General features: G+C 40.7%; 18 protein-coding genes. 6 read left to right on the forward strand and 12 right to left on the reverse strand.

Annotated features, from left to right (window positions below; translation table 11 throughout):
• Positions 1–42 precede the first annotated feature (42 nt).
• Positions 43–738, reverse strand: coding sequence for an aspartate/glutamate racemase family protein (locus tag ACJJVX_RS17960; RefSeq protein ID WP_054204202.1), 696 nt, complete (start codon positions 736–738; stop codon positions 43–45).
• A 575-nt stretch (positions 739–1,313) separates the two neighbouring features.
• On the opposite strand from ACJJVX_RS17960, the gene ACJJVX_RS17965 reads away from it, so the two are divergent.
• Positions 1,314–1,727: a hypothetical protein gene (locus tag ACJJVX_RS17965; protein WP_054204203.1), complete on the forward strand. Its 414-nt coding sequence runs from the start codon at positions 1,314–1,316 to the stop codon at positions 1,725–1,727.
• A 139-nt stretch (positions 1,728–1,866) separates the two neighbouring features.
• On the opposite strand, the gene ACJJVX_RS17970 is transcribed toward ACJJVX_RS17965, so the two are convergent.
• Positions 1,867–2,256 carry a hypothetical protein gene (locus ACJJVX_RS17970; protein WP_405632744.1) on the reverse strand — a complete coding sequence of 130 codons (390 nt, stop codon included), beginning with the start codon at positions 2,254–2,256 and terminating at the stop codon, positions 1,867–1,869.
• 371 nt (positions 2,257–2,627) lie between these two features.
• Complete coding sequence (tkt, locus tag ACJJVX_RS17975) at positions 2,628–4,619, reverse strand: transketolase (RefSeq protein ID WP_054204301.1); 1,992 nt, start codon at positions 4,617–4,619, stop codon at positions 2,628–2,630.
• Between the two features lie 278 nt (positions 4,620–4,897).
• On the opposite strand from tkt, the gene metK reads away from it, so the two are divergent.
• Complete coding sequence (metK, locus tag ACJJVX_RS17980) at positions 4,898–6,049, forward strand: methionine adenosyltransferase (RefSeq protein WP_054204302.1); 1,152 nt, start codon at positions 4,898–4,900, stop codon at positions 6,047–6,049.
• A gap of 135 nt (positions 6,050–6,184) precedes the next feature.
• Here metK and ACJJVX_RS17985 read toward each other — a convergent pair whose 3' ends face one another.
• Together ACJJVX_RS17985 and ACJJVX_RS17990 are read right to left on the reverse strand one after the other, a co-directional pair.
• Positions 6,185–6,853 (reverse strand): START domain-containing protein, encoded by a 669-nt coding sequence (locus tag ACJJVX_RS17985; protein WP_405632747.1) that lies wholly within the window; start codon positions 6,851–6,853, stop codon positions 6,185–6,187.
• A 30-nt stretch (positions 6,854–6,883) separates the two neighbouring features.
• On the reverse strand, positions 6,884–8,404 hold the full coding sequence (locus ACJJVX_RS17990) for a CYTH and CHAD domain-containing protein (protein ID WP_054455156.1): 1,521 nt from the start codon (positions 8,402–8,404) through the stop codon (positions 6,884–6,886).
• A 214-nt stretch (positions 8,405–8,618) separates the two neighbouring features.
• Here ACJJVX_RS17990 and ACJJVX_RS17995 point away from each other — a divergent pair, with 214 nt between their 5' ends.
• Complete coding sequence (locus ACJJVX_RS17995; RefSeq protein WP_054204305.1) at positions 8,619–9,206, forward strand: TIGR04211 family SH3 domain-containing protein; 588 nt, start codon at positions 8,619–8,621, stop codon at positions 9,204–9,206.
• Between the two features lie 604 nt (positions 9,207–9,810).
• Here the strand turns inward: ACJJVX_RS17995 and ACJJVX_RS18000 are convergent.
• Positions 9,811–10,293 (reverse strand): winged helix-turn-helix transcriptional regulator, encoded by a 483-nt coding sequence (locus ACJJVX_RS18000; protein ID WP_054204306.1) that lies wholly within the window; start codon positions 10,291–10,293, stop codon positions 9,811–9,813.
• A 170-nt stretch (positions 10,294–10,463) separates the two neighbouring features.
• Between ACJJVX_RS18000 and putA the strand changes: the two genes are divergently transcribed.
• A complete protein-coding gene (putA, locus tag ACJJVX_RS18005; RefSeq protein ID WP_405632751.1) occupies positions 10,464–14,267 on the forward strand; it encodes a bifunctional proline dehydrogenase/L-glutamate gamma-semialdehyde dehydrogenase PutA in 3,804 nt (1,267 codons plus the stop codon).
• Positions 14,268–14,382: 115 nt separating this feature from the next.
• Positions 14,383–15,579, forward strand: a complete 1,197-nt coding sequence (locus ACJJVX_RS18010) for an HD-GYP domain-containing protein (protein ID WP_405632983.1) — start codon at positions 14,383–14,385, stop codon at positions 15,577–15,579.
• A 157-nt stretch (positions 15,580–15,736) separates the two neighbouring features.
• Here the strand turns inward: ACJJVX_RS18010 and ACJJVX_RS18015 are convergent, their stop codons facing one another.
• Together ACJJVX_RS18015 and ACJJVX_RS18020 are read right to left on the reverse strand one after the other, a co-directional pair.
• Complete coding sequence (locus ACJJVX_RS18015; protein ID WP_405632754.1) at positions 15,737–16,774, reverse strand: general secretion pathway protein GspB; 1,038 nt, start codon at positions 16,772–16,774, stop codon at positions 15,737–15,739.
• Between the two features lie 12 nt (positions 16,775–16,786).
• A complete protein-coding gene (locus ACJJVX_RS18020) occupies positions 16,787–17,704 on the reverse strand; it encodes an ExeA family protein (RefSeq protein WP_054204309.1) in 918 nt (305 codons plus the stop codon).
• Positions 17,705–17,832: 128 nt separating this feature from the next.
• Between ACJJVX_RS18020 and ACJJVX_RS18025 the strand changes: the two genes are divergently transcribed.
• Positions 17,833–18,942: a tRNA nucleotidyltransferase gene (locus ACJJVX_RS18025; protein WP_405632756.1), complete on the forward strand. Its 1,110-nt coding sequence runs from the start codon at positions 17,833–17,835 to the stop codon at positions 18,940–18,942.
• A gap of 6 nt (positions 18,943–18,948) precedes the next feature.
• Here ACJJVX_RS18025 and ACJJVX_RS18030 read toward each other — a convergent pair whose 3' ends face one another.
• The 4 genes from ACJJVX_RS18030 to ACJJVX_RS18045 form a co-directional block, all read right to left on the reverse strand.
• The gene (locus ACJJVX_RS18030) at positions 18,949–19,458 is read right to left on the reverse strand and encodes a DUF1566 domain-containing protein (RefSeq protein ID WP_054204311.1); all 510 of its coding nucleotides are present in this window, start codon (positions 19,456–19,458) and stop codon (positions 18,949–18,951) included.
• Positions 19,455–21,125, reverse strand: coding sequence for a PKD domain-containing protein (locus ACJJVX_RS18035; RefSeq protein ID WP_405632758.1), 1,671 nt, complete (start codon positions 21,123–21,125; stop codon positions 19,455–19,457). Before ACJJVX_RS18035 ends, ACJJVX_RS18030 begins: the two co-directional genes overlap by 4 nt.
• A 96-nt stretch (positions 21,126–21,221) precedes the next feature.
• Positions 21,222–21,554 (reverse strand): hypothetical protein, encoded by a 333-nt coding sequence (locus ACJJVX_RS18040; protein ID WP_054204313.1) that lies wholly within the window; start codon positions 21,552–21,554, stop codon positions 21,222–21,224.
• Positions 21,555–21,566: 12 nt separating this feature from the next.
• Positions 21,567–22,298 (reverse strand): DUF2982 domain-containing protein, encoded by a 732-nt coding sequence (locus ACJJVX_RS18045; RefSeq protein WP_342883923.1) that lies wholly within the window; start codon positions 22,296–22,298, stop codon positions 21,567–21,569.
• Positions 22,299–22,324: the final 26 nt, after the last annotated feature.

Below are 22,324 nucleotides of genomic sequence, written 5' to 3' on the forward strand. Positions count from 1 at the left end.
GCGTTCTAGCTAAGGGTCTCATTAAAATATCGATTAGCTTACCTATTCAGCCAATGCCAGCTCTACACCCAAAGTTGCATGTATTTGTGTTGTATCGTATAAGATAATATCTGTATCGCATTGCTGTACGAGCAAAGCTATTTCTGTGCAGCCAAGGATCACTGCTTGAGCACCTTCTCTAGCAAGGGCGTTAATAATATTTATGTATTTAACTTTAGATTGTGGGTTAATCGTTCCTTGGCACAATTCATTATAAATAACATCATGCACAATTTGTTGATCCGCTTTATTGGGCACAACCACATCAATTGCGAACTTATCGGTGATACGTCCTTTATAAAAGTCTTGCTCCATTGTAAACCGCGTACCTAACAACCCTACTTTACTAATATTATCACGCAATAAAAATTGCGCTGTTGCATCAACGATGTGCAAAATTGGAATCGATAACTCTCGCTCAATATCAGGTGCCACTTTATGCATCGTATTGGTACAAATCATTAAAAAATCAGCGCCCGCTTGCTCGATTGATTTAGCTGCACTCGTCAATATTTTAGCTGTTTCTTGCCAATTACCTTCATGTTGAAGCTTTTCAATATCATCGAAATTAACACTGTGTAGAAAAATCTTAGCGCAATGCAAGCCACCAAGCCTAGCTTTAACGCCTTGATTAATTAATGTGTAGTAGCTTGAGGTTGACTCCCAACTCATTCCACCTAAAAGTCCAATCGTTTTCATTAATTTCACCAATTTTTGTTATAAAACCTAATTAGTAGGCATTGCTCAGCTTTAAGCTAAGTATAGTCACAGGCTTTATTAAACGAAGAAGAAAGCACAAAAAATAAGGTTAACGGTCTTTATTTAAACGCCTTATCTTTTATATATGTGATAAAGCACTTACTCTTTCAAATCAATCGCATTTATAGTGCCCCTACATTTTGAACATTAAACCTAACACATATTCACTTTACCTCTAACATATCAGTACAAAAAACCAGCCAAAACCACAAGTGATTAACAAATTTATTCCCTATAAAAAACACACCTATCACAAGGCCTTCACCTAGCTATTTATGAAATCCAGGTTGTTTTAATCACGAGCCAAAATTCAATTTAAAACAATAAAATACAAAAACTTAAAGAAAACAAGGCAACATTGAAAACGTATTCACACCCGATTTTAATTAGCACATAATCAATACTAAAAAATGATGGTTCCACCCTCAAGAACCAATAAGAAGAACAAAAACCATTTACATTATGATACAAAAATGCAATAAATATAGAACTTTAATAAACAAGGAGATAAATGGATGAAAAAGTTAATTATTGCCACGGCTTTACTTTCACTAGGCTATAGCGGTTCGACTTTAGCTGCACATGTTGAATGTATGATAAACGGCACACCTACACAGCAAGAGTATTCAGTTGATCATTGTTCAAGCACAACAAATTCGCCTCGCCCAGGTGTTGCGTTTAGGTTTGTTAGTGATAGACCTATCCAGGAGGTTACTTGGAGTTACAGTGCATCTAACTCAGGAACTTGGCGATGCGGCACGTCATCATATTGTACATTTAATGAAAATGGCCGTTTTGGTGAGTTTTTAGCTGATGCTAATGCTTGTGTTACTAGGGTGTTATATACTGACGGTACTTGGGAAAATAGCAATTATTGTGCCTTCGGTATTTATAATAAGCCGTATTCTTCAATCCCATATTCTGAATAAAATAAACTTCGTTATGCGCTAATCTATTCATAGGTATGCGTGGAGTTAAAAACGAGCATTTTAATTTAGAAATTAAATAGTAAAAAAAGCGCGAGATATACTCGCGCTTACAACTTACAGCTTTTTATAACTCTGCGATCTATTCACCTTTCGCTTTTAAATTTATAAACTCTGCTAGCTCGTTTGGTTGGCCCATCAAAGTAAATATTTGCTGATTAATCTCTGTCATTGTTTGCCCTGCGGGTAAACTGGCTGACACTGTTAATAAACCTAAACCTTGTGTGAAGTCTCTAATTGCCTGTGCAAGCTCGTCACTAACAGGGGCTTGCTGTAGCTGCATTTCAACCATTTGCTGCATTTGTTCTAGCGTCATGCCTTGCTTACTTAATACTTGTTCAACAAGGGCTTTAAACTCGCCTTCGTTATTAAGTTTAATTTCAATACTACGAGGCTCAAGTTCTGAGATAGCTTGCATTAATAAAGTTTGTTGCTGTAATTGCTGCTCAAGCGAGCGATGGAGTGGTGACATCCGCAACTGGGATTTACCAGAAAAAGTGCACCTAAACCCCGAACGTGAAATCGTCAACGTGGAGAGTGCATAACGTAGTGATCGCGACAACTAGTTTGACAAACACCGCTAACAAGAATTAAAAAATAAACGAGAATATAGTGTAAAGAATAACAGGGGGCTGAAGCGTCAATATAATCGGGGCTAAAGCACCCTCCTACGGCTTTTCATTGGCACTGTGCCTCGGATTATTTTTATCTGACAGCTGGCGGCTGGCGGCTGGCGGCTGGCGGCTGGCGGCTGGCGGCTGGCGGCTGAAAGCTAACAGCTCCATACAAAAAAGCCCGCGCTGCGTAAACACAGTGCGGGCTTTTAAATTTTAGCCGTAAAAATTAAAACAATTCGTTTGCTTTGCTTACGATGTTTTCTACCGTGAAGCCAAAGTGCTCAAATAGCTCGTTAGCTGGGGCTGACTCACCAAAGGTGGTCATGCCTACTACTGCGCCATTTAGCCCTACGTACTTGTACCAGTAATCAGCAATACCCGCCTCTACTGCTACGCGGCGTGAAACTGCAGCCGGTAATACGCTTTCTTTATAAGCGGCGTCTTGTGCATCAAACACGTCAGTCGATGGCATTGATACAACGCGTACTTTTTTACCTTGCTTACGTAATTCAGCCGCTGAGTCTTGTGCTAATTGCACTTCAGAACCTGTCGCGATAAAGATAAGCTCAGGCTCGCCATCACAGCTAAGTACATAACCGCCTTTTTTCACGTCACTTAATTGCTGCGCTGAGCGTGTTTGCTGAGCAAGACCTTGACGAGTAAAAATAAGTGAGGTTGGACCGTCTTTACGTTCAATCGCTTGTTGCCATGCAATTGCAGATTCAACTTGGTCACATGGGCGCCAGTTAACTAGGTTAGGCGTTAAGCGCATACTCGCAATTTGCTCAACTGGTTGGTGAGTTGGACCATCTTCACCTAAACCGATTGAATCGTGCGTGTATACAAATATGCTTGGCACTTTCATCAGCGCGGCCATACGTACTGCGTTACGTGCGTATTCCATAAACATTAAGAAAGTAGCACCGTAAGGAATAAAACCTTTATGTAGTGCAATACCATTCATAATGGCTGACATACCAAACTCGCGTACACCGTAGTAGATGTAGTTACCGCTGGCATCATTTGCTTCAAGGCCTTTAGAGCCTTTCCAAATTGTTAGGTTAGAGCCTGCTAAATCGGCAGATCCGCCCATAAATTCAGGCAGTAACGGGCCAAATGCGTTTAATGCATCTTGCGACGCTTTACGTGATGCTGGATTTGCTGGGTTTGCATCAAGCTGCTCAATGTAGGCTTGTGACTTTTCAGCCCAATCAGCTGGCAGTTCACTACGAGTACGACGTTTAAACTCAGCAGCAAGTTCTGGGTGTGCGCTTGCATACGCTGCAAATTTTTCATCCCAGCTTGCTTCTAGTTGCTTGCCTTTTTCTTTGCCATCCCACTCGCTGTAAATATCAGCTGGGATTTCAAATGCTTCACCAGTCCAACCAAGGAACTCGCGCGCGGCTTTGATCTCGTCTTCACCTAGTGGTGCACCGTGACAATCATGGCTACCTGATTTATTAGGTGAACCGTAGCCAATCACTGTTTTACAACAAATCAGTGTTGGTTTATCAGTGATGCTACGCGCTTCTTCGATTGCTGCGCGAATAGCATCTGAGTCATGGCCATCAACGCCGCTCACTACATGCCAGCCGTAGGCTTTAAAGCGTGCTGGGGTGTCGTCGCTAAACCAACCTTCAACTTCGCCATCAATTGAAATACCGTTGTCATCCCAAAATGCTACTAACTTACCAAGGCCTAATGTACCAGCAAGTGAACATGCTTCATGAGAAATACCTTCCATTAAGCAGCCATCGCCTAGGAATGTATAGGTATGGTGATCAACAATATCGTGACCTTCACGGTTAAATTGGGCAGCGAGTGCTTTTTCTGCAATCGCCATACCTACCGCGTTTGTGATCCCTTGACCAAGTGGGCCCGTAGTGGTTTCGATACCTGGCGCATAACCGTATTCTGGATGCCCTGGTGTTTTAGAATGCATTTGACGGAAGTTTTTAATTTCGTCAATTGGTAAATCATAACCACTTAAATGCAATAGAGAATAAATAAGCATTGAACCGTGGCCATTGGAAAGTATAAATCGATCTCTGTCTACCCACTCTGGATTTGTTGGATTGTGGTTTAGATAATCGCGCCATAGTACTTCTGCGATATCAGCCATGCCCATAGGGGCTCCAGGGTGACCAGATTTGGCCTGTTGTACTGCGTCCATTGATAAGACGCGAATAGCATTTGCAAGTTCTTTGCGAGACGGCATGAATTCTCCTACCTTTACTGTATTTGCGCTGATTTGTGTGTATGTAACTTTGAACGCCCATTCTTACTTATTCTGGGTGCTGTGTGCAATTAAAAATCCCTATAAATTATAGGTACAAAGGAGTTTTATTCAGAACTAAAAGTTATTAGTAATTTTTTTTAGACGTCTAGGCGTAAAAATACTATGCAACTATCGTTGTTTTAGATAAAATACGCCCCTTAATTTTTTAGCGCTCTTACCGACGTTTGTGAAGCGCAATATTTGTGAGCACAAAGACAATGGCAAAACATTTATTTACTTCTGAATCAGTTTCTGAAGGTCATCCGGATAAAATTGCGGATCAAATCTCTGACGCGGTACTTGATGCCATCTTAGAGCAAGATTCTCATGCACGTGTTGCGTGTGAAACTTACGTAAAGACTGGTATGGTTATGGTTGGTGGTGAAATCACTACTAGCGCATGGGTTGATATTGAAGAAATCACCCGTAAAACTGTACGTGAAATTGGCTACACTCATTCTGATATGGGTTTTGACGCTGATTCGTGTGCAATTTTAAACACTATCGGTAAGCAATCTCCTGATATCAACCAAGGTGTTGACCGTACAAGCCCTGAAGAACAAGGCGCTGGCGACCAAGGCCTAATGTTTGGTTACGCATGTAACGAAACAGAAGTACTTATGCCTGCACCAATCACTTACTCACACCGTTTAGTACAGCGCCAAGCGCAAGTACGTAAAAGCGGCGAGCTTAACTGGTTACGTCCAGATGCAAAATCTCAAGTTACCTTTGCATACGAAAATGGCAAACCTGTAGGCATTGATGCCGTTGTTCTTTCTACTCAGCACAGTGAAGATATTTCACAAAAAGATTTAGTAGAAGCGGTGATGGAAACTATCATCAAGCCAGTACTACCTGCTGAACTAATTACAAGTGCGACTAAGTTCTTTATCAACCCTACTGGCCGTTTTGTTATCGGTGGACCAATGGGCGACTGTGGTCTTACGGGCCGTAAAATCATCGTTGATACTTACGGCGGCATGGCTCGTCACGGCGGCGGTGCATTCTCTGGTAAAGATCCATCAAAAGTTGACCGTAGCGCGGCATACGCTGCACGCTACGTTGCTAAAAACATTGTTGCTGCTGGTCTTGCTGACAAGTGTGAGCTACAAGTGTCTTACGCAATTGGTGTTGCAGAGCCTACGTCTATCAGTGTTGAAACGTTTGGTACAAGTAAGCTTGAAGAGTCACGTTTAATCGAACTTATTCGTGAACATTTTGACCTACGCCCTTACGGCTTAATTCAAATGCTTGATCTTGAGCGCCCTATTTATCTACCAACAGCGGCTTACGGCCACTTTGGTCGTGATGAATTCCCATGGGAACGCACAGATAAAGCAGACGCACTTCGCGCAGCAGCTGGCCTATAATTTCAGCCTCTGTATGAATAAAAAAAGCGCCTTCTGGCGCTTTTTTTATACTCGTAAACTCTATCCATTTGTACTTAATGACTTTTACTATAATTTCATGATAATAAAGTTAATCTGATAAATAATTTAAATTTTTTATGCTGCTTTGGCGGTGCACTCACCGATTTTGCTAACGGTGTTATTGGACTGAAAATCTTTGCTTAATAACTTTTTCTCTAGCGTGAGCATAGTTAAAAGAGCACTTTTAAGGCCAACCTTATTACTTATCCAATGCGGTATAGCGCCACCGGGATCTGCATATATTTCATGAACGATCGTTAATTGTGGCAACCCTTGGACAACTTTTTCGCTTAAAAGCCAACTACCTTCTATTTCAGTAATGCGGATCATATTAGGCTGTTCATCAAAGTAATCCGGATATGCCGAAATTTTCAGCTCAGTGTCCGTATTGTTTAATCGCTTATAACAAGAATAACTCACCATATCGCGATCTGAGACAGGCCATGGTGAGTCTAATTGAGTGTACACGACAGTTTCTGAGGGGCTTAATCTTGCTAAAATTTTGACACTCTTAACATTTTCAATCCATTGCGGCGCATTCTCTGCATCACTAAGTAACGCCATAAAATCACCAGCATTCGTGTTACTAACAGTCACTGTACCGCGTACTTCAAAAATACCATTATCATGTTTTTTGTAGTGAATGCTAACACCATTCTGATGCTTCCATAATTGCCATGATTTTACTTCGGCCATTGCACTCTCACTGCAAAACAGCGCAATAAATAATAATTTTTGCCACATACACTATCCCTATGCACTCGCTAAATATGGTTATAACCAATAAGGTGAAATTTTATATGAAGCTAATCGACTTTGTTCCATTGCGCTTACTAAATATTCCGATTTTTTCTCAAGCCAGTTTTGAATTTTTGCAAGTTCGTCATCATCTTGCCCCGCACATAACTGCTTTAAATACTCAAGCGTACTGAGTTCATACATACCATGAGAAATATCAAGCCAAGGAATGCGGAACTCATTGCGATCGTCTTTTTCAAACAAAGAGCCAAGGCAATTACCACTGAGCAAACTGTTTTCTAAGCGAGTACGTAAATTTAAATAATCTTTAAAAGTCAGTGTTTTTTGTTCTGGCAGTAATTGGTGTAGGTCTTTCCAATCTTTATCAAATAATCGAGGCGCAATATCAGCAACGGGCTGCTCTGCAGCTTGAAATTGTGTTTGCCCCCAACTCTTTCGCCATTGCTTATCAACCAACCATGTTGTTAGTGATAACAATAAGCGGTTGTAGCGTGCACTGTGAAACAGTCGATTAATATCTTCAATGCTAGGTTGCAGCTCTTTTAAGTCATTTATGACTTGTGTTAGTTCTGGCGCGCTGTTAATTTTTTTATAATAGGCATGACGTTTAGAGGTATATGTTTTTAATTGAATTGCATTCTCTACCCACGCTAACTCACTTAGGAGCCATTTAAGCTCTGTTCGTAATCGTTCCGTGGTGTTTTTATCTACAATATCATCAAATAACCAGAAGGTATGACGTATCAAGCTAATACCGTCAGTCACACGTTTGAGGGTTTTTAAACTTGGTTTGTCAAAATAGCATTGCTCATGCTTTTGTACAAAACGAATGCCAAAACTTATAGCCTCAATGAGAGCTTGCTCTTGTGTTGCATTATTAGGCAAAGAAACAAAACCAATTGATTTACTCGGCTTAAGTGGTTTTTCATCCGCTAGGCGATAGCCTCGTGCCGCTTTTGAGTATAACCCTAAACGAATATTACTTTGTCCAACTAGTATATCGGCTAAAGTAAACAATTCATTGCGGCTTCCTTCTACAAGCTCTATCTCAAGCTCACAGATCGGTTCTACCTTTGCAGATGCTGCTACTTCGCCTTTATCTAGGACGACCTCAATTTTAGCGCCACTGTTTGTTTCTATTAACCACGTGCGGCGAATAAAGTTAGTACTAAAAATAGGATAAAGGTTTTGTGCAATTACATTTACTTGCATACCATGCGGCCAAATATTAGCATCGAATGCACTTAAATCTGGACGAGAACCGTCCAAAGGTAAATTGTACTCTGGACGTTGATGCAAACCGCCCATAACTTCACCTGCGAGCTTAATTGTCTGCTCACATTGATTGTCAGCACAACGTGTTCGAAAGCCTATATCTAATGCCCTAAGCTCACGGCTCGGCGTGTCAAAGTAAGCATTTTGCAAACTACGAGATGGCTTATTGGTAACGGTTTTAGCAAATTGAGTAATTAACGCGGGGATCAGTGGAATAACGGCATCTGACACCAAAAACTTCAGTTCTATCTCAGTATCCATTAGGCTTGAGGATTACCTTTAAAATAAATAAGAGCTCAAAATAAACAAAGCAGCCCAACATTGCAAATATTTTAGCTGATTGAGCCTTTATGCTCACATACACGATTACAATATCAGCCTTGCTATTAGAGCGTTAAATCCATACTATCTCACTACTTAACTATGAAAAACACTATTGCCGTAGCAGTCACGGTTACATTAACAAGGTAGATTGATGTTAAAACATTCTTTATTAGCGTTGCTGCTTGCAGCTGCTACATTTATGAGCCACGCAGAGCAGGCCGATGAAAAAACCGCTTATATAGTTGATAACCTTTATACATTTATGCATTCAGGTTCGAGTAAAAATTACCGTATTATTGGCTCTGTTGATGCTGGTACTAAGCTAACTCTTACTTCATCTGAAGAAAATGGTTTTTTTAAAGTAATCGATGATAAAGAACGTGAAGGTTGGGTTGAAGCCAAGTTCATTTCTCAAACAGCTGGTATCCATCAACAATATCGTACTTTGAGCTCTGAAATGACATCAATGCAAGAGCAACTTCGTCAAGCTCAAATTGAATTACCTCAGCTTCAAGAACAAAACCAAACGCTGACAGACCAAAATAATGTTCTTTCTGAGCAAATAATTAAACTTAAAAGCACCTTAGAAGCTGAGCGCACCCAAAAACAGCAAGCAGGCGCGAAAGAAAAACGTCAGCTACTAACTTACGGCGGTGCAATTGCATTCATCGGTTTATTTTTAGGCATTATTCTTACTATCGTATTATCGCGTCGTAAGCGCTATGACGGCTGGGCGTAAGCGTTAAATAATATATTAGATATAAAAAAAGCACCCTTGGGTGCTTTTTTTATGTGCGATGTAATTAATATTACGCGGGATAACCCCCCGCCTACATGTTGGTAGCAGTGAGTTAATCTCGCGATAATCACTTTATCTTTACGCTGGCAAGCAACGCTCCTACAAGTAATGCAATCACCGCGCTCCTGTAGGTCGCCATTTATGGCGACAATAATTATTTTACCACCGAGAGCACAGAGGCGCTTTGCGCTGCACAGAGTAAATCCTAACTGACATTAATTTCTTTTTGGTGATCTTATGTGGAGAGTTAAACATGCACGGGGTAAACCCCGCGCCTACGTTTGGTAGCCGTGAGTTAACATCGCGATAATCACTTTATCTTTACGGTGCCAAACAACGCTCCTACAAGTAATGCAAGCACCGCGCTCCTGTAGGTCGCCATTTATGGCGACAATAATTATTTTACCACCGAGAGCACAGAGGCGCTTTGCGCTGCACAGAGTAAATCCTGACTAACATTAATTTCTTTTTGGTGAGCTTATGTTGGGAATTAAACATGCACGGGGTAAACCCCCGCCTACATGTTGGTAGCAGTGAGTTAAATTTAAGTGTCGAGTCTAAGTCCGCTGTCTTGTTTGATTTTCTCTATCACCATATAAGTGTGATGTGTACCAACCCCAGGGATATCAACTAAATCACCTAATACTTGGCGGTACTCATCCATATCTGATACGCGGATTTTCAGTAAATAATCATAGCCACCAGCGACCATATCGCACTCAACAACTTGATTAATTTTTAAAATATGCTCACGGAATATTTTAAACACCGCAGTGTTGGAGGTCACTAAAGATACTTGCACATGCGCAAGCAAACTTTGGTTTAGCTTGGCTTCGCTCAATTTAGCAAAGTAGCCTTCTATGTAGCCCTCTTGTTCGAGTCGTTTTACTCTATCTAGACAAGGGCTAGGGCTTAAGTTAACCTGCTTTGCGAGGTTAACATTAGATATTCTGCCATTTTTTTGCAGTACATCTAATATTGCTAAATCGATACGATCAAGCAGGCGTAATCTATTCGAACTTGTCATAACAGAATTTTATGCGGATAAGTTAAAGGTATGCCCTGTAAATTATCGTAAAACGCCAAATTTAACCAGCATATTCTGCTGGAATTTAATTAGAATGCACGCATTACGCAACATGATAATCGAGCAGCATACTTTTTTAGCTGCAAGACTCCACACACCAGAGGTTACTTATGTTATTCAACGGCGATTTGACAACAACGTGTCCAATTCGACAAAAGATCCGTGACTTTTACCGCATTGACGAAAATGCTGTAATTGATCACATTTTACCCCTTGCCGAAGTAGGCGTTAAAGCCCGTAGCCGCGCATGGGAACGTGCTCGTCAGATAGTTCACAATATTCGTCGTGATCAAGATGGTCAAAGCGGTGTTGATGCACTATTAAATGAATTCTCACTTTCGAGTGAAGAAGGTGTGGTATTAATGTGTTTAGCAGAAGCCCTGCTACGTGTGCCAGATAAAGCAACTCAAGATACCTTGATCCGCGATAAGCTTGCAAAAGGCGACTGGAGCTCTCACTTAGGTAGCAGTGATTCGTTATTTGTAAACGCATCATCTTGGGGTCTATTAGTTACCGGTAAAATGGTTAACTACACAGATAAAACCAAAGAACAGCAGTTTGGTGTATTGAAGAAAACGATTGGTCGCTTAGGCGAACCGGTTATTCGCAAATCAGTAAATTTTGCCATGAAAATCATGGGTAAGCAGTTCGTTATGGGCCGTACGATTGACGAAGCTATCGAACGTGCTGCTGAAAAAGAACAAAAAGGCTATGTATACTCATACGATATGCTAGGTGAAGGCGCGCGCACCATGAAAGATGCGGATCGCTACTTCAATAGCTATATGAATGCGATTCATGCCATAGGTAAAGCCGCTAATGGCCGTGGTCCAGTAAAAAGTCCAGGCATATCTGTAAAGCTTTCTGCAATTCATCCTCGTTATGAATTCACGCATAAAGAACGCGTGATGAACGAGATCGTGCCTAAGCTCAAAGAGCTAGCAATGGTTGCTAAAAGCTATGACATTGGCTTTACCGTTGATGCTGAAGAAGCTGACCGTCTTGATATCTCGCTTGATGTCATCGAAGCTGTATTTAGCGATGATGACCTAGCTGATTGGAATGGGTTTGGCTTAGCAGTACAAGCGTACCAAAAACGCGCAATTTTTGTGATTGAATGGTTAACTGAACTTGCCAGCCGCGTTGGCCGTAAGATGATGGTACGTTTAGTTAAAGGCGCATACTGGGATACCGAAATCAAAACCACACAACAAGATGGTTTAGATCACTTTCCTGTATTTACACGTAAAGCAACCACTGATGTTTCTTACAAAGCCTGTGCAATTAAATTACTTGAAGCACGTGATGTGCTTTATCCACAGTTTGCAACACACAATGCTTACACTGCAGCGACTATTTTAGAAGTTGCAAAAGGTGATAACCAAGGTTTTGAATTTCAACGTCTACACGGTATGGGCGAATCATTATTTGATCAAATCGTTACTGAAGAAAAAATCCAGTGTCGTGTGTATGCTCCAGTAGGCCAACACGAAGATCTACTTGCTTATTTGGTTCGTCGTTTACTTGAAAACGGTGCAAACTCTTCATTCGTAAATGCGATTGTTGATACTACTAAACCTGTTGAATCGTTACTGCCGGATCCGGTTGAAACACTCCAAGGCTTACGTAACAAGTACAATACACAAATCAAAATGCCAATTGATTTATATGGCGAAGAACGTGCAAATTCTAAAGGCATGGACTTAACTGATATCAATATCATTACGCCATTCAAAGAAAATCTTGATACTTGGTTTACAGAGCACCGTATTGCAGCAACGGATGTACCTGAAGGTTCATTAGCCGTTAAAAACCCTGCAAATCATCAAGAAATCATTGGTCACGTCAAACTACACTCTAGTGATGACATGCTGACCTTGCTAAGCAATGCTGAAACAGCGTTTGAATCATGGTCACAAACTCCTGTAAAAGATCGTGCTAATTTACTGCGCCGCATTGCTGATATTTTAGAGCGTCATCACGATGAGCTTGTGGCTATTTGTATCAAAGAAGCTGGTAAAATAGCGCAAGACGGTATTGATGAAGTACGTGAAGCCGTTGATTTTTGTCGCTACTACGCAGCACGCGCTGAAGAGCTAAGTGAAGATGAGCGTTTTGAAGCCCGTGGCGTGATCTTATGTATCAGCCCATGGAACTTCCCACTGGCAATCTTTTTAGGTCAAGTTGCCGCTGCAATCGTAACGGGTAACACCGTAATTGCAAAACCAGCTGAGCAAACAAGTTATATTGCACTACGTACTATCGAACTTATGTTATCTGTTGGCTTACCTGAGTTTGTTGTACAGGCTGTAGTAGCTCACGGTAGCGATGTGGGTAAAACAATTGTTCCTGATGAACGTATTCAAGCTGTTATGTTTACTGGTTCAACTGAAACCGGCACAATCATTTCGCAAACTCTTGCTGCTCGTAACGATATTCAAGTACCACTCATTGCCGAAACAGGTGGCCAAAACTGTATGATCGTCGATTCTACAGCGCTACCTGAGCAAGTTGTTGATGATGTGATCAGTTCTGGCTTTCAAAGTGCCGGCCAACGTTGTTCTGCGCTTCGTGTATTATTTTTACAAGAAGACATTGCTGATGGCGTGATTGAGATGATCAAAGGCGCGCTTAAAGAGTTACACGTAGGCGACCCTTCATTGCTATCAACCGATATTGGTCCTGTAATCGATGAAAAAGCGCTTAAAAACTTAAACGATCATGTGGAGTACCTAAAAGGTAACGCAACACTGCATTATCAATGTGATATTCCAGATAATAGCGAAAATGGCGCGTATTTCTTTGCTCCTCGTTTATACGAAATCAAAGATTTGTCAGTGCTTAAACGTGAAGTATTTGGCCCATGTGTTCACATCATTCGCTTTAAAGGTTCAGACCTTGATAACGTAATTGATCAAATTAACAACACTGGGTTTGGCCTAACAATGGGTATTCATTCACGCATAGAAGAGCGTTGTGAATACTTAGCGAAAATGTCGCGTGCGGGCAATGTTTACGTTAACCGTAACATGATTGGTGCAATCGTTGGTGTGCAACCATTTGGTGGCCGTGGCCTTTCTGGCACAGGTCCTAAAGCAGGTGGCCCTAACTACCTACAACGTTTAGTGAAAGAAAAAGCATCGCCAGATAACGTACAAATGACTAACCTAACGCCTGACGAGCTTGATTTACACCACTACTCGGGTGCAAATGAGCAAGTTGAAAAGTTAATGGCCAACTCAATGCGTGACGAGAAAATCTGGCGCGCAACACCTCTTAATGACCGCGTTTCTGCGGTACGTCAACTACTGGCTAAAATAGCAACTGTTGACATTATTGACGAGCTTGCGGACGATTTAGCCCTTACACTTGCCGATGCACGTGCACAGCTTAACCGTCTTGAAAAACACATGCGCAAACATACAACGTTGCCTGGGCCAACGGGTGAATCAAATACCCTGCACCTTGAAGCGCGTGGTTGTGTAGTGTGTTATGCGGATAAGAGCACGTCATTTAATTTCTGGGCAATTTCAATTATCACAGCACTCGCTGCCGGTAATACTGTAATCACTGTAGCCTCTGAAATATTCTATGACGAAGCGGTTGCCTTTAAAGATAAATTTATCTCTACCGGCGTTGCTGAAGGTGTTTTACAAGTAGCTAAACCTAACCAGTTGCAAGCGCTTTTAGCACACCCTCATTTAGCCGGCGCAGTAGTTGCAGCTCGTTCTTCTCGTTTAGGTTACTTTAGCCAACAGCTTGCAGGACGCAAAGGTGCGATATTGCCAGTGATAAGCTCAGAATACTACGACACGCTAATCAAGCGCTTAGTCACAGAAAAGACTATAAGTATTGATACAACAGCCTCTGGCGGTAATACATCGCTAATGACGTTAGTAGAAGATGACGAATAAATACGTAATAAGTACTAAAGGGCGCTAAATAGCGCCCTTTTTCATGTCTATTACTACAGTTATAAGCAAAAGTTTGCTAGGTTTAAAGAACAACCACTTTAACGAAGTAAATAATTTGAAGACCATCCCTATTAATCAACTTCTCCCTGGTATGTTTGTTCAGAACGTGACGAAACAAACTGGAAAAATTAAGATCAAAAACCAAGGTTGGGTTAAAACGCAAACAGGGATCGATAAACTTATTAAAGCCGGTATATTAGAGGTTGAAATTGATCCTGATAAAACCATCGTAGATCCGAGTACAGAGCATACTTGTGATGAAATTATTGACGATACCCCCAAGCAACGTGATCCTTGGCTAACAGCTAATAGTGTCGAACAAGAAATGCATAAAGCCAATAGGCTTTATACAGAAGCAAAACAACTGCAAAGCAAAGCATTTACCGATATTAAAGCAGGTAATACAATTGATATTGCACCATTTAAAGAATTAGCGAACGGCTTTATAGATTCTGTATTTCGCAATCAAGATGCGCTTGCATGTATCACTCGTATGCGTGAAAAAGACACCTACCTATTAGAGCATTCAATCAATGTTTCTATTTTAATAAGTATTTTTGCCAAACACTTAGGCTTTGAAAAAGATCTCATCGAAGAGCTCGCTACAGGCGCTCTCCTACATGATATTGGAAAAATTCAGATCCCCGATGAAATTTTAAATAAGCCTGGTAAGCTAACCGAACAAGAATATAAAGTTATTCAAGATCATGCACTCTTTAGTAAGCAAATTTTAGAAAAAGCAGGACTAACCGGGATCGCTGTCGATATTGCAGGTTTTCATCATGAGCGTTTAGATGGCAGCGGTTACCCATTTGGTAAACCTGCGAATGAAATAAACCAATACGTGCGTATGGCCTCTATTGTTGATGTATATGATGCACTTACAGCTGAGCGCGTGTACAAAGCAGGTATGGAGCCAATAAAAGCCTTTAAAATATTAAAAGACGGTTGCCCTGACAGTTTTGATGGCGAGTTACTCACTAAGTTTATTCAATGCATAGGTATTCATCCTGTTGGCACCTTAGTTAAACTATCGAGTCAAAAAGTGGGGTTGGTTACTAAAAGTAACCCTGCAAGCCCACTCAAACCTCAAGTAAAAACGTTTTATCATGCCAAACACGCACGCTATACTGAAGTGCAAGATATTGATCTTGCTCACAGTCGCAACCAAGATGCGTTAGAAGGTGCAGTCAAACCCGCAGATTTTAATATTGATTTAATTCGCTTTTTTAAACATTCAATTTTGCCTTAAGATCCATTGACCCGTCAGGATTAAAATTTGTTCAATCTAGGGGCGATTTAATCGCGGCGTGTAATTTGTAATCGAGTGGGCTAAGTAAAAGTCGAGCAAAGCTTCCATGTCCTGCTCACGTCTATACATCCATGTAGATACTCGGGAGTTAATCCCCCTACTGTGGCCAATCTTGCAGCGCCTTTAAGCTAAACTCATAATCATCAAAGCTCAATACGGTTTGCTCGGGGGTGATCTCTAAAATTCTAAAGTCGCCCATTCTATCGCCTTCATATAACTCACGGTTATTAAGTTTCACCCAACGTTTATCCGGTGATGATGAGTAGATATGCGCTTGATACTTAATCTGTGGTATTAAAGCCAATAAGGCATCGGGTAACAATTCTATCGGTTCTGCATAAGATGAATTTTTAGTCCCTTGCGTTATTTGATGAGTCTGCGTATTTTGCGTATCTTCAATGGCACGTGCAAATGCATTTTTAAGGGCTGTAGGTACAATCTCTAACTCTTCTTCGGTCACGGTAGCTACTGGTTTAGGTTTGGCCGGTGCTTGTTCGCCTAACGGCTTACCTAATACTTTGTATTTGCTCATATCGATACTGCTAGCGCTGGTATTTGGTGCTTGTTGTACTTGCTGTACTTGCATTACATTCGGGTTATATTGTTGCTGAGGTGGCGCGGTATAAACTTGCTGATAGCCATTCGGTGTTTGTACTAGCATTGGTTGACTTTGCGAATAAGTCGGCACTGTATTTACAGGTACTTGCACCCACTGGTATTGACCCGAGTTTTGTTGAGGTATTTGCTGATTAATTGGCTGAACTATCTGTGGTTGTGGCTGTGCTACAATTTGCGGCACAACCGCACTAACTGTTGGTTGTGCCGTAGTGTTATTAACGGGCACTTGATTCGTTACTTGTGGGACCGCATCGTTTTTCTTTTCTTCTTCTACGCCAACAGCAATAATTTTATCTGACGCTACAAGTGCATCACCTTGACTGTTCTGCAACCATTTACCAATTGAAAAGCCAGCCATGAGTGTCAATATAAAGCCGACTAGTAAACCCAATGAGATAGCAATGAAACGATAACGCTGTAACTCTTTTTGCTGTTTTTCTTGCTCTGCAGTGCGATCATGCGCTGCAGCTTCATCATGTTGTTGCGATTGTTTTAATGCATCTAATAAATACGACATAAATTACCACTACTAAAAAATAAACGACAAGCCAATACCCATACTAAGCACGACTAAAAAAGCCACAGGGAAAAGCCAATGGTAAGATGTTTTATCAGTCTTTAGTTCACTGCTTAACGTTGTTGGCGGCAAAGCCTCTTGTGCTGAACGCATCACGATATCGCTATCTATCATCATGAGTTGCTTAGAAAATGCGCCTACTAAACATCGCTCACACAATAAGTTAACTAACCGTGGAACGCCCATGGTCAGCAAGTATAATGCCTTCAATGCATCTTGAGTGAAAATTGTACGATCACAACCTGCAACGTAAAGTCGGTGTTTTACATAGGCAAATGTTTGCCCTTGCGTTAATGGCAGTAAATGATAGCGAGCCGTGATCCGCTGTGCCAATTGACGCAACTCATTACGTTTAAGTAAATCGTTTAATTCAGGCTGACCAATTAATACTATTTGTAATAATTTTTTATGGTTCGTTTCTATATTAGTTAACAAACGTAGCTGTTCTAATACATCGGGCGATAGCAGCTGTGCCTCATCAATGATTAAAATTGTATGGCCACCACTAGCATGATTTGCTTCTAAGTGTTTTTTAATTGCATCTGTTAACGTTTTTAGAGTCGCATTTTGCTCATCATAACCAATACTAAATCCATCACAAATACTGGCTAATAACTCTAATTCAGAAAGTGCGGGATTATAAATTAATGCCACTTGGGTATTTTCAGGCAACTGATCTTGCAAGCTTCGCGTTAGCGTAGTTTTACCCGTACCCACTTCGCCAGTTAATAAAACGAACCCTCCCGCTTCGCCTAACCCATAGGTCAAATGCGCTAAAGCTTCTTTATGGCGTTCACTTAAAAATAAGTACTGTGGATTCGGCGCGATTGAAAACGGTTTTTCTGACAAGCCAAAATAGCTTAAATACACCCTAAATATCCTTGCTTAGTAAATCAGCGTCTATAATGGCAAAAAAATGCGCTAAGTGAAAACCTTGTTAGCATTTTATTTGTGAAATAACGTAAAATAACCTGCACAGTTAATACTTAGGGTGAAATATGCAAGTTTATTTGGTCGGTGGAGCAGTTCGTGATGAACTATTAGGGCGGGTCATCAAGGAACGTGACTATGTAATCGTCGGTGCAACTTCGGAGCAACTACTCAACCAAGGCTATCAACAGGTCGGTAAAGATTTTCCTGTTTTTTTGCACCCACAAACCAAAGACGAATACGCGCTCGCCCGCACAGAGCGTAAACAAGGAAAAGGGTACACAGGTTTTGTATGTGAGTTTTCTCCCGATGTAACCCTTGAAGATGACTTGCGCCGTAGAGATTTAACTGTAAATGCAATTGCAAAAGCAGAAGATGGTAGCTTAATAGACCCTTATCACGGAAAACGAGATTTAGATGCTCGTATTTTACGTCATGTTTCACAAGCATTTAGTGAAGATCCGCTACGTATACTTCGCATCGCTCGCTTTGCTGCGCGTTATCACTACCTTGGTTTTACAATTGCAAAAGAGACACAAAGCTTATTAAAGGCAATGGTCGAACGCGGTGAATTAAATACTCTAACACCTGAACGCATTTGGCTAGAATGCGAAAAGTCATTGACCGATGGTGCTTTTGATCATTTTTTAAATACGCTGGCACATCTCAACGCGCTTAGTGTGATTAGCCCCGCTTTAGCAAATATATGGAATGATCAGCTATTCCAAAAGCTGCAAGCACGCTTTGAGTATGCTAAAAAATATAATATTACCGACAATGCGCTGCTATTTAGCCAAATCACGAGCAAACTCAATAGCAATGAAATAAGCGCAATCGCTAAAGCAATTAGGTTACCTAATGATGTGCGTGATCTTGCCCTGCATGCCTCGCAGCATCAAGATGTTTTAACAAGCGCTACAATACACCCTGAACAGCTTTTATTTAGCTGTAATAAGCTTGATTTATGGCGACGTCCTGAACGCTTTAGTGCCGTACTTAAGGCCATAGAGATAGCTAATTGTTCAGTAATTAAAAATCAGCAATTACTGCTTCAAGCCAGCAAAGAAGCAAGAGCAATCAACCCAAAGCAATTTATTGACCAAGGCATTAAAGGCGCAGATATAAAAACCGCGCTAGAACATGCGCGGTTAGAAGTATTTAAACGTTACTTTCGTTAAAGATATTTATTTTTCATAACGAACAAAGCGTAAATAAACATTAGAAGTTTTTGCATGTAGGCTGTTAAGCCCTTTATCAAATTGATACACCCATGCAAATGTTTTATCAGCTATCCCCGACGTATTAGTCCAGTAGTTTTCACTTTTATTGCCTTTGAAAACGCTCTCATTAATACTAGGGGTAACGCAGCGGTGCTCTAATATACTAGCGAGTTCTTTAATACTTGGTACTTGCCAATCGCTATAATTACCGGTGCGATCATTTACAGCTCCCCGTAATGCTTCTTGCCAAGTAATTTTTAGTGCATTATTCTCACATAAACCACTATCACTATTATAAGTTTGTCCATAACTACAGCTTTGCCACATTAATCCTGTAACGCTGTCACTTATCGTACCATCCGTATTAACTGTAAAACGCTCTGTGGGTGTTGTTTCTGGGATACCATCATAACAAGATTGCGCAACGGCCATTACAGGGCTCAAGAGTAAAAGACTGATTAAGGCTATTTTCATTGTGATTCTCCTGCTGTTCTTACTAAGCGGACAAATGCAGTATTATTTTTTGGATACGCCAAGTCATTACCATCATTCATATCAATAATATAAGCCTGCGATAAACTGGTGCCATCAGCAGCTGTTTGCGCACTCCAATAGCGTAAATGAGTGAGTAAACTGACACTTGGTGTATTAGGGAAAAAATCACTATCAATAAGCACAGATTGCCCCTGTTTTGAGTAATCTAACAAACTCAATAACTCCGAGTAAGTTGGTACACGCCAGTTTGTTCCGCCACAGTAATCTAGGCTATTAACGGCATCAACATAAGCTTGTAGGCCACAATGAGATATTGTTGAACACGTATCTGAAGAGCCCGCCACACTGCCCTGCTGTATGCCATTACTGCTTGTTAAATACCACGTGTAGTGATTTTGCCCTTCTCGAAGTTGTGTACTACTTGGCAGTGTGCCTGTGTTAGGGCTTTTCACTTCCCAAATTAAGCCACTAACATTATCGCGAATACAGCTAAAGTCCGCTGCATCGTCAGCAATTTCATCGGCGAATTCATTGAGTTTGGTGAAATCAAATGCCAGCTCGCCTTTGCCAACTTTATCTATATGCGTACCCACAACACTATCGCGTCCTAACGCGGCGTCTTGGCGTGGAAAGTCAGGACTAGTACACGCTATTTCTTGGGTATTATTAAAGCATTTTGCCATACCAGTATCATTGATCAAACCCAGTGGTTTTGAGTTCACAACAACATCAACGGTATCACTATCCGAACGTCCTTGACTGTCTGTAACCGTCACTTCAAATGTCATGGTATTAACTGCATCGGTTGTCGGGGCTATAAACGAAGTTATACATTGATCTTGGTTATCTAATGAAACGCTTCCAACGGTTTGCTCCCACTGACAATTAAATGTTGTGGTCACTACTTCGCTATTCGTTGCATTTAACGTTACTTTTTCAAGCTCAATAACACTTTGATCTTCACCCGCTTTAGCTATCACCACATTATTTGTTTTATTAAGTATATGAGTATGCTGCGTACTTGCCTCACCGCCTTCATCATCAACAACGGTCAACTGCCATATTACCGTGGTGTTTTTATCCAACAACGGATGAGTAAAGCTAATAGTTTGGCTTTTATAATCACTGATTTCGAGTGTTGGACCTGCAATTTTTTGCCAGTTGTAGCTACTAATACTGCCATTTTCATCTGGATCGATTGATGTAGCTGCACTTAAAGTAATTGTATCTTGATAAACTGACGGCAGTATTGTGGGTGCAGTTTGGGTTACGACTGCTTGAGGAAGTTGGTTATTCGACTGAATACTAATCAGCACATCATCGCTGACTAACTTACCATCTGGACTTTGATAGTTAACACGCAGCACAAGCTCACTGTCGGCTTTAATGTCAGGTGCAAGTACGGTTTGAGAAGCGCCTTCTAAAGGAAAACCTTCAACTATTGGACCACTCACTCTTTGCCACGTGTATGTACCGTCAACAGGAGAGCCTTTCGCTTCGATTGTAAATTCGCTTTTTTCGATAATTTGTTGATCAACACCTGCATTCACTGATGCAGCAATAACGGGGTTATCATTACCTCCACCGCCTCCACCACACGCTGTCAATAAACCTAAAAGTGAACAAACCATTAAAGGGGATTTCATACACTGCGTCCTCATCTTAACCAAATAAATTCCGTAGTATTAAAATCTACGCTAATTTATATATTAAGCAACTACAGTGCCAGTAAGAAGTAAATACTATAAATAACTATCTTGATGAATACGAACAAACAGTTTAGTGCCGATTTTACTGTAATCAACTTTGTATTCACGCCCATCCAGTGCCTGAATGAACAATAAACGTTTTTCTTCACCAAACACATCAGCACTGCCAATATAAACCATATCTAAGTAACGCTCTTTTGCCTCACGGCGATTTTTTGGCAGATCTTCTTTAAATGGCTCTAAACCGTTTTGAGTAACTTTTATTTTAGGGTGAGTTTCAGAGTTTACGATAACTAAATCGAGTTTTTTCTCTTTGTGGATTATTGTATTTCGGCCACTTTTAATAAAAGATCTATCTTGACTCATCGCTTCATCCTACTAACATCTATTTTGGCTTTTCGCCTTTAATTGGGACTCAATAAATACCCTAGGGTTTCTTTTCCAGGTATTTAAACTTTGGCAGAAATCCCAGATATTTCTGTCTAATACACTCGCGGGCAACAATAAATCATACCCTGTAAGTTGCTGTAAATGTCGCATTCTATTTGCGAACATTGCGATTAATCCATTAAAGTTGCGACCATTGGTAGAGGTATAAAAATTATCTTCACTTAACCATTCTGATGGGCAATTGCCATTTTTGCAATGTTTTTGGACTGCCTGCATAAAAAGATGGCGCTGTTCTATTAATAATTTACCAGCAATTCTTGGAGATAGCTGCAATAAAAATTCATCTGTATCGTTAAGTTTAATACCTACAGCATTTAACTCAAGTTTTTCCAATGTTTGGTCGGTTTTAGGTATACCCGCATGATTAAAATTAGCATGCGTTAAAGCCCAATACCCGTATTTATGTTCATACCTAAGATACTGTTCTGCAATTATTAAACTATAAAAAGGTTCTTGGGTTTTCAAAAAACCAACAAACACAGCGGCAATCGACATACTTATTAAAAATATTTCAACAATACTAATCTCACCTGGGCGCAGTAAGTTAAAAAGCATAATAAATATGACACCAAAAGCACCAACCAGCAAAATTTCTATGCCATGACAAGCACCTTGAGCCCGTAGCTTTAAAATCCCAGGGTCAGACTTAAGCTTAACCATAACGATAAAAAACCATGTAAAAAACA

Source organism: Pseudoalteromonas sp. Ld20 (assembly GCF_045064175.1).
GTDB classification, from domain to species: Bacteria; Pseudomonadota; Gammaproteobacteria; order Enterobacterales; family Alteromonadaceae; genus Pseudoalteromonas; species Pseudoalteromonas neustonica.